This is a genomic window from Methylocella sp. CPCC 101449, from assembly GCF_031921685.1.
Lineage (GTDB): Bacteria > Pseudomonadota > Alphaproteobacteria > Rhizobiales > Beijerinckiaceae > Terripilifer.
Genome location: NZ_JAPDHU010000003.1, coordinates 689,132 through 703,700 on the forward strand (window position 1 = coordinate 689,132; position 14,569 = coordinate 703,700).

General features: G+C 58.7%; 11 protein-coding genes. 4 read left to right on the forward strand and 7 right to left on the reverse strand.

Annotation, left to right across the window (positions count from 1 at the left end):
- Positions 1-10 precede the first annotated feature (10 nt).
- The 7 genes from OIM99_RS23460 to OIM99_RS23490 all read right to left on the reverse strand — a co-directional run bounded on the left by OIM99_RS23460 (position 11) and on the right by OIM99_RS23490 (position 8,578).
- A complete protein-coding gene (locus tag OIM99_RS23460; RefSeq protein WP_311853160.1) occupies positions 11-664 on the reverse strand; it encodes a PIG-L deacetylase family protein in 654 nt (217 codons plus the stop codon).
- Positions 665-666: 2 nt separating this feature from the next.
- Complete coding sequence (locus tag OIM99_RS23465) at positions 667-1,479, reverse strand: glucose-1-phosphate cytidylyltransferase (RefSeq protein WP_311852904.1); 813 nt, start codon at positions 1,477-1,479, stop codon at positions 667-669.
- Positions 1,480-1,521: 42 nt separating this feature from the next.
- The gene (locus OIM99_RS23470; protein WP_311852905.1) at positions 1,522-3,090 is read right to left on the reverse strand and encodes a Wzz/FepE/Etk N-terminal domain-containing protein; all 1,569 of its coding nucleotides are present in this window, start codon (positions 3,088-3,090) and stop codon (positions 1,522-1,524) included.
- 291 nt (positions 3,091-3,381) lie between these two features.
- Positions 3,382-4,731: an O-antigen ligase family protein gene (locus tag OIM99_RS23475; RefSeq protein ID WP_311852906.1), complete on the reverse strand. Its 1,350-nt coding sequence runs from the start codon at positions 4,729-4,731 to the stop codon at positions 3,382-3,384.
- On the reverse strand, positions 4,728-5,741 hold the full coding sequence (locus tag OIM99_RS23480) for a glycosyltransferase (protein ID WP_311852907.1): 1,014 nt from the start codon (positions 5,739-5,741) through the stop codon (positions 4,728-4,730). The genes OIM99_RS23475 and OIM99_RS23480 overlap by 4 nt, the downstream gene beginning before the upstream one ends.
- Positions 5,742-5,779: 38 nt before the next feature.
- Complete coding sequence (locus tag OIM99_RS23485; protein ID WP_311852908.1) at positions 5,780-7,111, reverse strand: glycosyltransferase; 1,332 nt, start codon at positions 7,109-7,111, stop codon at positions 5,780-5,782.
- A 12-nt stretch (positions 7,112-7,123) separates the two neighbouring features.
- Positions 7,124-8,578, reverse strand: coding sequence for an exopolysaccharide biosynthesis polyprenyl glycosylphosphotransferase (locus tag OIM99_RS23490; protein WP_311852909.1), 1,455 nt, complete (start codon positions 8,576-8,578; stop codon positions 7,124-7,126).
- Positions 8,579-8,876: 298 nt separating this feature from the next.
- On the opposite strand from OIM99_RS23490, the gene OIM99_RS23495 reads away from it, so the two are divergent.
- The 4 genes from OIM99_RS23495 (at position 8,877) to OIM99_RS23510 (ending at position 14,505) form a co-directional block, all read left to right on the forward strand.
- A complete protein-coding gene (locus OIM99_RS23495) occupies positions 8,877-9,683 on the forward strand; it encodes a WecB/TagA/CpsF family glycosyltransferase (RefSeq protein ID WP_311852910.1) in 807 nt (268 codons plus the stop codon).
- Between the two features lie 17 nt (positions 9,684-9,700).
- Positions 9,701-10,882 carry a glycosyltransferase family 2 protein gene (locus OIM99_RS23500; protein WP_311852911.1) on the forward strand — a complete coding sequence of 394 codons (1,182 nt, stop codon included), beginning with the start codon at positions 9,701-9,703 and terminating at the stop codon, positions 10,880-10,882.
- The gene (locus OIM99_RS23505) at positions 10,879-11,859 is read left to right on the forward strand and encodes a hypothetical protein (RefSeq protein WP_311852912.1); all 981 of its coding nucleotides are present in this window, start codon (positions 10,879-10,881) and stop codon (positions 11,857-11,859) included. Before OIM99_RS23500 ends, OIM99_RS23505 begins: the two co-directional genes overlap by 4 nt.
- A 528-nt stretch (positions 11,860-12,387) precedes the next feature.
- Positions 12,388-14,505 (forward strand): hypothetical protein, encoded by a 2,118-nt coding sequence (locus tag OIM99_RS23510; RefSeq protein WP_311852913.1) that lies wholly within the window; start codon positions 12,388-12,390, stop codon positions 14,503-14,505.
- Positions 14,506-14,569: the final 64 nt, after the last annotated feature.

Consider the following 14,569-nt stretch of genomic DNA (forward strand, 5'->3'; position numbering starts at 1 on the left):
AATTTTCGATTCAGAGAGCCAATTTGCGAGCGTAGAACGCCTCGGCGTATCCGCTCGACGCATTGCATTCCATGCCGCGCAATCGCATCAGCGCCAGGAAGGTCGAGCGATCGAACCAATGCTTGTTACCCTGCGATTTGAAGGTATCAACAATCAAAGCAACTTTCCGCTCGCAGATATCCGCCGAAAGAGCCTTGAAAACGCTGGGTTGCCCGAGATCGCCGTCATATTTGGGAATTTCATATTCCAGGATCAGGTGGCTGCGAAACGTGTTCCACGTCAACTCGGCGATCAGCCGATGATCCTGATGGGAATCCAGGCGATTGTGTGTGAAGATAATATCCGGCGACACTTCGCGCTTCAGCTCTTCGAACACATTCTTGATGTCGGCGCCCACAAACGGCATGTAGCCGTCCTGAAAATCCTTCACGATGATGCGCTTCATCCGCGTAGGATCGACGAATTGGTTCGCCCCGTTTGTCGCTTCGGAGGCGCGAATGCCGCTGGCACTGAAAACAACCCAGTGAAACACCGCCTCTGGATATTCCGTCGCCAGTTGCAAAACTGTTCCGCCGCACCCGATTTCGATGTCATCGGAATGGCAGCCGAGGCATAGAATCTGCAACGGATGCTTCCCGCCGCCATCCAGTTTCAAGCGAAGCATGGTCACGCCACCTTCACCATCTCGCGCTGCGGAACAGCAGTGCAATTCTTCCACACTTTCCAGGGCGGATTGGTGTCGTTAAGCTCTTCAAGGCGCTGTTTGTCTTTGAACGTGTCCATGCATTGCCAGAAGCCGGAGCACTTATGCGCCAACAAGGCCCGACGTTGAATCAATCGCGCAAACGGCTCCCGCACCAGTTCGTCGCCATGGTCTATATAATCGAAGATTTCATTTCGAAAGACGAAGAAGCCACCGTTGATCCAGATGTCGGATTGGCTTAGCGCGGCCACCTCGATGATCTCGCCAGCGGGAGATGTCTTGACGATATCGAAACTTGCCGTCGGCTGCACCAGAAGCAAAGAACCAACGGCATGGCTCTGCTGCAACTCTTCGATCATTGTCGGCAGATGAAGATCACTGAGCCCGTCGCCGTAATTGGCAAGAAAGAATTCCTCGCCCCGGAGATAGGGCTCAACGGCCTTCAGACGTTCGCCGATCGTCGCATGCAAACCGGTTTCCACGAAAGTGATTGTCCAGTCGTCACTATCGCGATTGACAAAATCGATCTTCCGGCCGCCCTGCGACCACACGAAATCGTTCGAGATCGATTCATCGTATTTCAGAAAGTAATCCTTGATGGCATAGCCTTTATGACCAAGGCAGAGAATGAAGTCCCTATGGCCGAAATGAGCGTAATATTTCATCAAATGCCAGAGGATCGGGCGCGAGCCGATTTGCACCATGGGCTTGGGAACATCGTCCACATAGCCCCGCAGCCGCATTCCAGCACCGCCGCAAAACAGCACGACTTTCATGACACTCTCCTTCGCAAGACCATATGCTGGATTCGATAAGTCTCAGGACGCAGTTACGCTTTTTGGTTCGATAGAAAGCTCATATCCATAACGTTTCATCGCCTCTTCATCGGCTGCATTAAGTACCGCCCCGATAAATTTTGCGCGCGCCGGGCCGGCGGACCTGAAGGCCTGCCGAACCAGCTCGGATTTGGTCGCCCCCCATTTCACGACGAGCAGAAATCCATCCAATGATTGTGCCGCAGCACGCACCTGCGGGCTTTCCACCAATGAAGGCATGTCGACGATCACGAGGTCGTAGTTGTTTCCGATCGCATTCAGAATGCCGTTCAGCAGGTCGGGAGGGATGAGAGGCTTCCCGCCCCCGAACCGCCCCGCAAGCGGCAAGACATGCAGGCCGGCCTGAACCTCGACGATGTGGTCAAGCCCCGGGTACTCGGATTTGCTCCCCGGAAGCAGCGGCAGGCTCGGGAGGTCCGCGATCCAGCGCGACACCGAAGGATTTTCCGGCACGGCATCAATCAGCAGAACGCGCCTTCCCGATACCGTTGCCATCTCCGCAAGGCCGATCGCGAGCGTCGTTGCCCCCTCACCCGGCAGGGTTGCCGTCAGGCCGATCGTTCGCAATCCACGCGATGAGGCATCTTGCAACATGGCAACGGCTCGCTGCAGCGGCGGCCTCTTCAACGCGAGCAGTCTTCGCGCGGTGAAATCTTCGCGCTGGACGCCAATGTTTGAGAAACGGCGCACGATGCCCAGGCACTCCAATCCAAGGACGTGCTCCATCTGTTGCCGACTACGAATTGTGTCATTGACCGCATCGAGAAAGAGGGCGACGGCCGCACTGACGAGCAAGCCGAGCAATGCGGCAACCGCGAAAATCAATGCTGCCGGGGGGCCATCCGCTTTGAGCGGCGGCTCGGCCTGGGAAACCACTTGAGCGCTCGGGCCGAGGTTCTGGTAAATTTCGCGTAACGTCGGCGTCCTGGACGAGGCCGCATCCGAGGCTCGCGTGCTTTCCTGCAGATAGATGCGGATCACGCTATTGACAATGCGGGCCGCTTTTTCGGAATCGGACGCCTTGAAGCTCACAGTGATCATATGGCTCGTACCAACTTGGCGCACGCCAAGTTTACGGGTCATCGCGTCCAAAGTGGCTGCGTAGGCGGACCTGTCCTCCTCGATTGACGAGGACGAGGTCTGCGAGCCGCTTTTCGCCGGTTCCAGCGATTGGTGAGCGCCGACGAATTCCGGATCATGGGTCAATTGCAGAGCTTCGATTACCTTCCCCAGCACATTGCCCGATCGCATCAGCTCAATCTGGTTCTGAACCATCGGAAGATCGGCACGGCCCGGCAGGACCGCCAGATCAGGGCCTGTCAGGATCTGCCTAATGAAGACCAGAATCTGGCTGGACGCGGTGTATGTCGCAGAACGGGAGCCGACATAGAATGACGCGCCCGCCAGCCCCAACAGAATTCCGGCGGCGAGGAGCCACTTGCGGTTCCGCAGGCTTCCCAGCCCAAACGACGGCCGCGATCGCACATTGATCCGATAATCGAACCCATCCGGACTCTCTACGATCTGTCGATGGAGCTTTTTGTCCAGCATGGGTTTCCATCAGGATTGGGATTCGTTTCGAACGCTGGATCTGGCTTGCAGGCTCGTTGACAAAAGATATCTCCGCCATCGAAACTGCGTCGCCGTCAGCTCAAATCATGAGCGCCCAGCCCGCCTTCACTCGATCTTTTCCCGGCTGCAGTGGCATCTACAGAAGAAACGTCGGGCGCTGCGCCCGCGTTCCTGCAGCAAACGCCCTCGTGAAATTCATTCAGTGAATAGCGGGGTCCGCTTGCCCCTGCTGGACCGCCCGAAATCGGTGCAGACATGTCGGCCCACCGGCTAATCCATCACCGCGCTCGTCGTTGCGTCCGGTAGGATCTCCTCCTGGCGTATCCAGGCATAGATCGTGCCCATCATGAACCAGAAGTACCAATTGAAGGACAGATAGAAATGCATGTTGTCCGAATAGGACTCGAGCAGATATGACGTCAAAATACACAGCAGAACCAGGATGCCGGGCGGATCTCGCGGGTACCCTCTGATCAGGCGATAGGCCACCCAGCCGAACAACCAGACGAGCGCCAGAATGCCCGCAAGCCCCATCTCAAAACTGGTCTGCAGATAAAAATTATGACCGTCGATACCTTGAAGGCCAACTAATGGGAAAAAGCTCGGTGTCGACGGTTTGAACGACTCGAGGCCGTGCCCCAAGAGCGGCCGCTCCAGCACTTGCGGAATGGCGGACTCCCACAAGGCTTGCCGCCACACATAAGAGTTGAGCCGCGTGCTCTCATTGAGTTGACTGAAGCTGTCGACCTCCGTTGCCGTGGTGACATCGGTCAATCTATCCATAAGGCTGGGATTGGCGACCAAAAGAACCGGAATCAGAAGAAAGCCGGCGAGGAACCGGCGGTCGATCTTGAAGGCATAGACCAGAAACATAAACCCGCACACACCCCACGCGCTGCGCGTCTTGGTGAGCATCAATAGGACCACCAGAATCGGGATGTAGAGCATAATGAGGATGCGAAGGCGCGGTGTCGCGCGAACGATGCGCGAAGACGAGACATAGAGCCCGAGCCCCATCAGCAAAACAAGATAGAACGCATAGATGTTGGGATGCGAGAACGTGCTTTGCAGCCGGAACTCCGACAGGTCGGACAATCCCCGTGCAATATCCACGACCGCATAAAGTGTGACCGGAATGGACGATCCGATCACCACGAAGATAAATCGGGAGACATCGAGTGAAGACCGCAGAATGAAGAATGGAATCGCAAAGAACGCCCAATAGGAAAGCAGAACGAAAGCGAGACGCGCGGCGGCCATGAAATCCGGCGCATAGAGCGTCGAACCGAAAGCCACCAAGAGGAACGGCCCCCAAATAGCAAAGACGGGAAACGGTGCCCGCACGGGCTCCATCGCAAGGAATAGGACTGCGAGCCCGATCGCCAGCACATTGAAGATGGCGCCGACCCCCATCGACGCGGCGGACTCTCCACCCAGCAGATTGAAGATCGGATCGGATGATGCCCGGACCAAAAGAATCCCGAACACAACCGCGCGCAACAAACTCCAGATGGCCCTATAATTGACGGCGCGAACCGACGCCGTCTGTCGAGCCTCCGCGGCGCTGTCGCGAGGCGTCGCGCGATGTTCGATCCCGATTGAACCAGACCCGAGCGTCACGCTTCCTGCTCCGTGATTCCGGCCTCTAGACAAGAATGCGAGACGCGAGGCTGGGCCGCGTCTCGGATCGGCTGCAGCCAGAGTTCGGCTTCGCGACGCCACGGCGCAGGCACCGCTGCGGCTGCGCGCGCCTGGCCCACTTGATCCAGCATATGCGGTGCGATCAGCGCGCCAACCGCCCGCGGCAGCTCCCGCCAACGCCCATGCCTAAACGCGAGCGTGGCAAAAATGGACGCGGCAGGCCAGCGCTGCCCCCCTCGCAGCAGTTGCTTGGCGAGATAGCGCTCATGCTGTGCTTCGTCGGATTTGACGCCATAAGCCGTCGCCAGCGTCGCATATCGTTCGGCGATCGCCAGACGGCCCGCCCGCATGGGATCGATCCGCATCGACAACGATTGCCTGCCCTGCCGGTACGCGATCAACGGACGGTCCACGGCGGTCAGCGGCGAGTGCTGGGCCAGCCTGATCCACAGATCCCAATCCTCCGAACCACGCAGCTTCGGATCGAAGCCCTCCACTTTCCGAACGAGGTCGAGCGCGGCAATCACTGACGACCCGGTGGGAATCCTGTTGCTCTCCAGCAACCCCTCCAGGACATCTCCCCCTTTGACACGGTGATGCCCGACGACCTCCAGGGCTTCATTCACGACCGCGACGCCGGTGCATCCCCAACGCGCCGAACCGGCACGTAACGCGGCAAGCTGCACAGCCAATTTGTTGGGCGCCCAGAGATCGTCATCGTCGCAAAAGGCAACCCAATGCCCGGTGGCGACGGCAACGCCGGCATTCCGCGCGGCTGAGATAAAGCGGGGCTGGGCATGATGCACGACCCGGACCCGGGGGTCGGTGACGGCGAGCCGATCAAGCCAAGCACCTGTCTCATCGGTCGAACCATCGTTGACCACGATGAGTTCGAGCAAAACGTTCCGCTGGCCCAAGATTGAAAAGACCGCCTGCGGCAAAATCCGCCGACGGTTGTGAGTAGGAACGATGACCGAGACATCAACCACTCAGCTCTCCGGATTTGCTTTTTGCGCATCGGAAACGATCATCCACCGCCTCCGACCAAGTCTCTCGATCGCAGCGAAATGACATGGTCCGACATCACCTCTTGGTCCCCGGATGCCCCGGCCTCGTAAGACCGATGCTTCCCGATCGGCTCGAGCCAATCGAGGGTCACCGATTCGGCTTTGAACAAGGCAGCCAGCTTTCGGCATTCCCAGACAATGTCATGCTGCTCCAGAACGCGTTTGCGCCCCCACACGCCCATGATCTGTATCAAGGCATCAGGCGTATTCAGACATTGCCTGATGGCGTCAGCGAGTTTATCGACACTTCCCGCTGGAACGAGCCAACCGCTGACCTGATCGGTGACCAATTCGGGAATACCTGCGATATAGGTCGTGATGACCGGACGGCCGAGCGCCAGAGCCTCCATCAAAACAACGGGCAATCCTTCAGCAAAACTCGGCAGAACCAGTGCCCGCGCCTCACATATCGCGGCGCGCACCTGGGCGCTGCTCATCCAGCCGACAAGCTCGACGTGCTGATCCAATCTCAGGACGCGGATGTTGTGCTCCAACTCGTGCCGCAGCGGGCCATCACCGATCACAGTCAATTTGAAAGGCACACCCTCGCACGCCAGAACGGCGAGAGCACGGAGCAGAACAAGTTGCCCCTTCTGCTCGCTGAGCCGGCCGACCGTTACGAGCTGGGAGCGCGGAACATGGCGAGGAGGCGGTGCGTCCAGGAATTCGCCATCGAGCCCGCAACGCACCACCTTGATCTTCGTCCACTGATCCGGCGGAATCCAGCGGCAAAGCTGGCTGCGCGTGAACGAGCTGACGGCGCAAACGAATGCCGCATGCTTCACCTTGGTTGGCAGGCCGAGATATTCGGGACGATCGAACTCGTCTGGACCATGCACGGTGAAGCTATAAGGTATGCCCGTCAGAAGATGGCATAGCATGGCGACTTCCGCGCCATTCGTTCCAAAATGCGCATGAATATGCCAGACACCCGCTTCCCTCACCCACCGCGCCAGGACGAGCGCTTCCGCCAGATAAACCAGATGGAGTGGCGCCGGACGGCTCGAACGCCGCATCAACGTGATCGCCGAGATGATCGCTCTGACCAAAGCACCGGGGTTTCGCACCATCGCATTGGCAAGAGCGGCGACAAACTTGCCGATCCCACCCTCAAGAATGTAGCGGGTGCGTGCCTTTTCCCCCATGTCATAGGGATCCGCGAGCTGGCGATCGCAGCTGCGCAGCGAAACACGCAGAACCGATACGCCGGTCCGTTCCAACTCGGCGATCTCCCGCCGAATGAAGGTATGGGAGTTAGCCGGATATTCGGATACGAAGTAGCAAACTCGCATCGGCGCTTTCCCTCAATAGGCGTTTGTATGCGCGCGCCTGGATATGACCGTCATGATCAAAATCTTGATATCGAAGAAGAAAGACCAGTTGTCGACATAGTAGAGATCGTGCTCGATCCGCTTCCGCATTTTCTCGAATGTATCGGTCTCGCCACGCAGGCCATTGACCTGAGCCCAGCCGGTAATTCCCGGCTTGACGTTATGGCGCCGGAACATCTTGCGGATATGATCGGCAAACATACGGTTGTGGGCGATCGCGTGCGGCCGCGGCCCCACGATCGACATCTCGCCACGCAGGACATTCAGCAACTGCGGCAATTCATCGATGTTGGTCTGGCGCAGCACCCGCCCGATGCCGGTCACGCGCGGATCGTTGCGCACAGCTTGGCGAAATTCATCGTGCGCATCATCGAAAGTCGTCATGCTGCGAAATTTCAGAACCCGAATGGGCTCGTTGTTGAATCCAAGACGCGCCTGCTGAAACAGCACCGGACCTCTCGAGTCGAGCTTGATCAGAATGGCAACCACGACGAACAGCGGCCACAAAACAAGGATCATCGACGTGGCAATGACGATATCGAAGGTGCGTTTCAGGAACCGGTCGCGCAGCGAACAAGGACCGCAAAACAATTCGAGCACCCGGAGATGGCCGTAGCTTCCCACGCGGCTGTGTCGCATGAGATCTGTCAGCTCGACGGGCAAGAGCTGAATTCGCACCGGCAGCTCCGACAACGCCTCCACGGTATGCGACACCACATCCATATTGTCCGCGCCAAACAGAACGAGCACGGCATCAATAGGCAGAGCCCGGCACTCGGACCGGATCTCTGAAAGTTGTACCTCCAAAGAGGCACTCCCATTGATCCGGTCGGACACCGACGGAAAATCTATCCAACGCACGACATGTTCCTGCCGAATAGCCAGCCGCGCGCGAATATCTCCGACGTCCCGTGCGCCCGGCATAACCAGCACGGCCATGCTTTCGCGACGCCACTGCGCATTCAGACGAACATGATCTATGACCTGCCAGAGAACCGCCCTGATGGCGATCTGACCCAACAATGTAGCCACCAGTTGCGCGAAGAACGTGCCGCGCGAATAACCGTCGAGACTGTTAGTCGCATATCCAATCGCCAGCAGAATGACGAACGAAAGAACGATCGTGGCACCACCCCGCGAACGACTATGTTCATTCCATTCCTGGCCTAAGAGATCATACTGATTATCGGCGACGCATAGGCCAACATACAGGGCGCCCATAGCTATGGATGCCAAAGCATAGTCGGTTCGAAAGAAGACGACGCCATAGACCGATGCCGAATATGCGAGAAAGGCACCATAGGCGCAGGCGACGATGACGATGGCCTCGAGACCGGCAACAACCGCAGTCCAAAAGACCTGCGTCCTATGGGCCGGCGCCGTTCCAGCAAGAGGTTGAGCGCGGGGAAACATCGCGTTGAGTGACATTGCTTCGCCAAATGCTCCCATAGCGTGGAGGCTCGACCGCCGCACAGGTTTAATGCGAGCAATGGGCGCAGGTTCTTCGCTTTCTGCGAGGCATCGCGGCTCAAAAGCGCAACCGGTTGCGCATTTTGTCTGACGTGGAATCAATCAACGGATCATCCCTCACACGGCAGCAGTCGCCTCAGCGCGAACAAACCAGCCGCTTCGACCATTAGCTCTTTGAACGACGGCCACGCACGCCGACAGCTCGCGCGTGGCCGACCGTTCGTTTCGCTTGGAGATCACCGGTCGAGGGATTCCAATGCCATCAGACATCGCCATTCCTGCCGCAACCAAAGCCGCTCCATCCATCCAGATTCTGAATGGCCGGTTCGATCGACTCTCAGCTCATCAGACCGTGGAAGAGCTCGTTCGCGCCATTCGTGCGCGAGAGCGCGGTATTCTGTCCACGGTCAATGTCGCGATCCTCATGATGATGCGGTCGGATCCCCGGCTGCAACGCTTCGTCGATACATCGCGATGGACGGTTGCCGATGGCCAACCGCTGGTCTGGGCCTCGCACCTTTGGCGGCAGCCGCTGCCGGAGCGCGTGGCCGGCATCGATCTCATCGACCAACTTTGCGCCCGCGCCGCAACCGAGGGCTTCGGCGTTTATTTTCTCGGCGCGGATCGCGATACGGTTCGTGTCGCTGTCAACGTACTTCAAGCCAGGCATCGCGGCCTGAGCGTCTGCGGCTATGCCGACGGGTATTTCGGGCCTGAACAGGCCGAAGCGCGTGCGAAAGATATCGCGGAAAGCGGCGCCGATCTTCTCTTCGTCGCGATGGGTGTGCCGCGACAGGAATATTTTATCGAGGAGCAGTGGAAGAACTTTGGTGCTCGGGTCGTCATCGGGGTCGGCGGCAGCTTTGACGTGATTGCGGGACGGCGAAAGCGCGCTCCCCCGTTTATCCAACGCGCGGGGCTTGAATGGGCTTATCGCCTCGCCCAAGAACCGCGCCGGCTGTTCAGACGCTATCTGATCACGAACTCCCAGTTTCTCGGATTGATCTCCCGAAACGCCGTTGCCCGGGCCTTTCATTTGCAAAGCCCAATCCCACGACCTTGAACGGGGGCGGAACGCCCATGATTGGCGCAATCACTTTTACGCTGCTGATCCTTGGTTTTCTGACCATGATTCCTGCGGTCTTTCTCACCCTGCAGATCGGCGCGGCTCTCCTCCCGATCAGGCGGTCCGCGTCGGTCGCATCCGCATCCTGCCCGCGCTTCGCTATCCTCATGCCCGCTCACAACGAGGAGACGATCATCGCGCGCGTCATCGCCTCGATCACCTCTCAATTGCCGCCGACCGGCCAGTTGCTCGTGATCGCCGACAATTGCTCCGACGACACAGCGCGGGTTGCATCGGAAGCTGGAGCGGCGGTGGTCATACGTCAGGACATGAGCCAGGTGGGTAAGGGCTATGCGCTGGCGTTCGGCGCACGGAGTCTCCAATCCAATCCACCACAGATCGTCGTCATCATCGATGCGGATTGCGAAGTCATGCCCGGCGCACTGGAGATTCTGGTCCAGCACTGCATCACGACGGGCCATCCGGTCCAAGCACACTATGCGATGCAGGCGCCCGAAGCGCCGAGCCCCGCCGACAAGATGTCTCGGCTGGCATGGACGGTTAAAACCTTCGTGCGGCCGCTGGGCTCGCTGCATCTTGGATGGCCGTGCCAGTTGATGGGCTCCGGCATGGCCCTGCCTTTCGACATAGTCCGCCAGTTTGATCTCGCCACGGGCCATCTCGCGGAAGATCAGAAACTCGGAGCCGAGCTGGCGCTCGCGGACAAATCACCGCTTTTCTGCCCGAACGCGCGCATTCTCAGCCGGCTGCCAAAAGGCGAAACAGGAAAGCGCGAGCAGCGAACCCGCTGGGAGCATGGGCACCTCGCGATCATCGGGGAGTTCTTTCTTCCGCTTGTCGGCCACGCGCTTTCCAAGCGAAGCCTGCAACGCCTCGCGTTCGCGCTCGACCTCTGTGTTCCGCCGCTCGCCCTTTTCGCCATGGTGCTCATCTTGACCTTCGGAGCGAGCCTGATCTGGTTTGTGCTAACCGATATCACGAGCCCGCTACTGGTTTCCGCAGGCGCGCTGGCCTTGTTTACGAGCGCGATCGCCGGAGCGTGGTGGCGCTTCGGGAAAGAGATCATTTCGTTGCATGAGCTGGCGGCAGGCCCGGCCTATTGTCTGCGCCGAATTCCCTCGTACATCCGCTTCCTTGTCAACCGGCAGGTCGCCTGGGTTCGGACAGAACGATGAGGACGACACGCGCGCTGCCGCTGCCCGCCCTGGCGCTTGCGATTGCCACGTCCGTGGGACAACCATCCGCTATGGCGAGCGATGCTTCGCATCCTCTCCACGATACTTTCGTTCTCGGCGAGCGACCGTTCGCGCCCAGCTCGTCCTGGAACACGCCGATCCCACCGAACGCAATCCTTGAACCGCTCGATTGGCCTTCCACGGCCCGCTTTGGCGTGGCTTGGAGCAGCTACTCTCCGGCTGTTTACGTGGCCTCCGATTCAGATCCGATCGTATCCGTCGAACATCCCACGAGCTGGGGGCGGCCCGCCAATATTCTCAAGATCCGCATCCCCATCAACGCCGACGGAGCCCCAGGGACCGACGGCGAATTGCTGGTGATAGACGGCGATGCCGTTCACAACTTCTGGCAGTTCAGGCGACTGGATGCGGAAACCGCGACGGCGCAATCCTACGCCACAACGAATGTCATCACCGGCAGCGGTTGGGGATGCCCATCGCCATTTGTCGGCGCGGGCATTGTGGCGACCGGCTCAAGCCAGCTCGCCGGCTTGTTGGTTGAGGCCGAGACGAATCGAGGAGAAATCGCGCACGCGTTGCAAATCTCGATTGACGCACGTTTTGCGAAACCGGGCCACAGCGACGAAGCGATCAATGGAGATGGTCGAAACTCGAACGGCATGATCCAGGAAGGACAGCGACTTGCCATCCCCGCTCAAGAGACGATGCCAACAGGACTGTCGCCTCTAGGACAGAAAGTCTTTCGCGCATACCAGAGATATGGCGCCTATGTAGTCGATATAGCTGAAAACGTGACGCATCTGCGGGCTCAGGCGAATGCATACGACCAGCCAACGATATCGGCACTGCAACGAGATCTAGCGCGTGTATCGCCTTCGCTTCAACGCGTGCGCAACGATCAGATTTCGCCGTCTAGTTGTTCTGACGTAAATCGTTTGCATCAAGATCATCGATAGAAACTACAACCTCAGCGTGCCTGCAATTTCGTAAACATCATTGTATGTTGCGACGCATGTGCACTTCTATCTTCGCTTCAAACAAATTCGCGCTCGCGCCACATTCTCATCACGATGTGCCTCCACCGTCGTGACCAGAGTCGATACATCGATCGCATGACGTTGTGTCCCTCGCTCTCAAAGCGTGCAGTAAGCGTTGATACTCGCCGATCTCTGCATAGGTCTGCGACTTGATTCATCCCGATCAAATCTCGCTCACCGCATTCCCTCGCATAGAACCAAACGGGGTTTATAATTATGGTCTCACTTGGAACGCCGCCATTTTCTGCGTCTTCTAGTTGGAATACACCTGTCTCGGACAGCGCGACATTTACAAAACTCAATTGGCCCGCTTCCACCGGCTATAACTACAGCGTCGCATGGGACAGCTATTCACCCGCGGTCTATGTCGCGTCTCCCTCTGATCCCCTCGTTCAGGTCACATATCCTCCGGGATGGGGTTATCCCGGCGGCACCATCAGCGTTCACATGCCAGCCGCGGCGAACGGTGCCGCAGGCACCGATGGCGAACTGATCGTCATCGATGGCGATGTCGCGTATAATTTCTGGCAGTTCAAAAGAACAAGCACTTCGACAGGAACGGCGGCTTCATTCGGAGCCGAGAATGTCGTCACCGGCGATGGATGGGGCAGCAAATCGCCATTTCTGAGTGCCGGCATCACGGCCGCTGGCTCCAGCCAGCTTGGTGGACTTCTCGTCAAAGCGGAAACGGCCGATGGATCGATCGATCACGCGCTGCAGCTTGTCGTTGATTCCAAGCTCGTCCTTCCCGGAGCCGTTGGCAGCGCCATCGCCAGCGACGGCAGCAGCGCAAGCGGCATCGTCAAGGAAGGACAACTGCTTGCGATTCCCAAGGGCACGCCGATGCCGGCCGGGCTTTCACCGCTCGGTCAGGAAGTTTTTACAGCCATGCAGAAGTACGGCGCCTATGTCGTCGACGTCGCCGGCGGTACGACGACTATTCGTGCGCAATCCAATGATTTCGACGATGCGACGATGACCGCGTTATGGCACGACATGGGGAAGATTACGCCTTTGCTTGCCGGCGTGAGCGGACAGAGCTCGTCAGGCTCGGGCAGCTCGGGTGACACCGGCGGCGGCACCGCACCTTCGACAGGCAACCCGTCGGCGACGGATACGACCGCCCCAATCGTGCAATGGGTTGCGACAAACGGCCCTGGAATCACGAATGGGAGCGGCACCGTTGGGGTCGGCGACACTGTTCGCCTGACACTCAAAATGAGCGAAGCGGTGAACGTGACCGGCACGCCGACTTTGTCGCTGAACGATAACGGTATCGCCAAATACGTCAGCGGCTCCGGCACCGATGTCCTCCAGTTCGACTACAAGGTCGCCGCCGGTCAGAACACCGCCGATCTTGCGATTAGCGGATACAACCTATCCGGTATCACGGATACAGCTGGCAACGCGGTCAACACTTCTGGGGCTCCGTTGCAACCGGCAGGCACGCTGGTTGTCGATACCAAGGTCGTCACGGATACGACCGCTCCTATCGTGCAGTGGGTGGCTGCCAATGGCCCCGGCGTCACGAACGGCAATGGCACTGTTGGGGTCGGCGACACTGTTCGCCTGACACTTAAAATGAGCGAAGCGGTGAACGTGACCGGCACGCCGACTTTGTCGCTGAACGACAACGGTATCGCCAAATATGTCAGCGGCTCCGGCACAGATGTCCTGCAGTTCGATTATAAGGTCGCCGCCGGTCAGAACACGGCCGATCTGGCGATTAGCGGATACAATCTGTCCGGTATCGCAGACCAGGCTGGCAACGCGGTCAACATCGCGGGGGCTCCGCTGCAGCCCGCAGGCACGCTGGTTGTCGACACCAAGTCATTCGTCGATCCGAATGCGCCGAAGATCCAATGGATTTCCGCCACCGGATCGGGCATCCGCAATGGCACTGGCGTCGTGGGCACAGGCGGCACCGTTCGACTGTCGGTCAACTTCAATGAAGCCGTAACCGTCAACGGAACGCCGAGCTTGTCCCTGAACAGCAATGGCACCGCTAAATACGTCAGTGGCTCAGGGACCAACACGCTACAGTTCGACTATAAAGTGGCGGCTGGTGATCGGGCGTCCGATCTGGAAGTTTCCGGATACAATCTGAGCGGCGTTACGGATCGAGACGGCAATGCCGTCAATCTGTCCGGTGCGCCGCATCAGCCCGCCGGAACGCTGGCGATCCGCACGGGATCGTCCAATCAACGGACGGCCACGGTCAACTCATCTATAGCCGATCTCGCGGCGCCCGCGACACTCCAGGCAGATGCGTCTACCGCTAGTGTGCCCTCAAATACACCAACAACGCCGAGCTTTGATCTCAATGCCCAAACGCGCAGCACCATAGACGCACTCGGCGGCCAAATGACGCTCGGCTATTCCGGTTCTCAAGGCGCGGGAGCGAGCTCGCCGCAAACCACCGGATCGGTGATGCCACAGCTCGCTCTCTTGAGCCAATATGCGGCATCGAGCTTCGCCACGACGGCAGCAACATTTGCCGGAGCTTCGGCGCAGCAGTGGTTCGGCGATACGACGCAGACGCTGGCAAAATCATTGGGCAGGTAAATGTATAACAGCCTGGCTTTACGCCGGGCCTAAAATACTCGCCATGTCGTGCGCGCGAGACCAG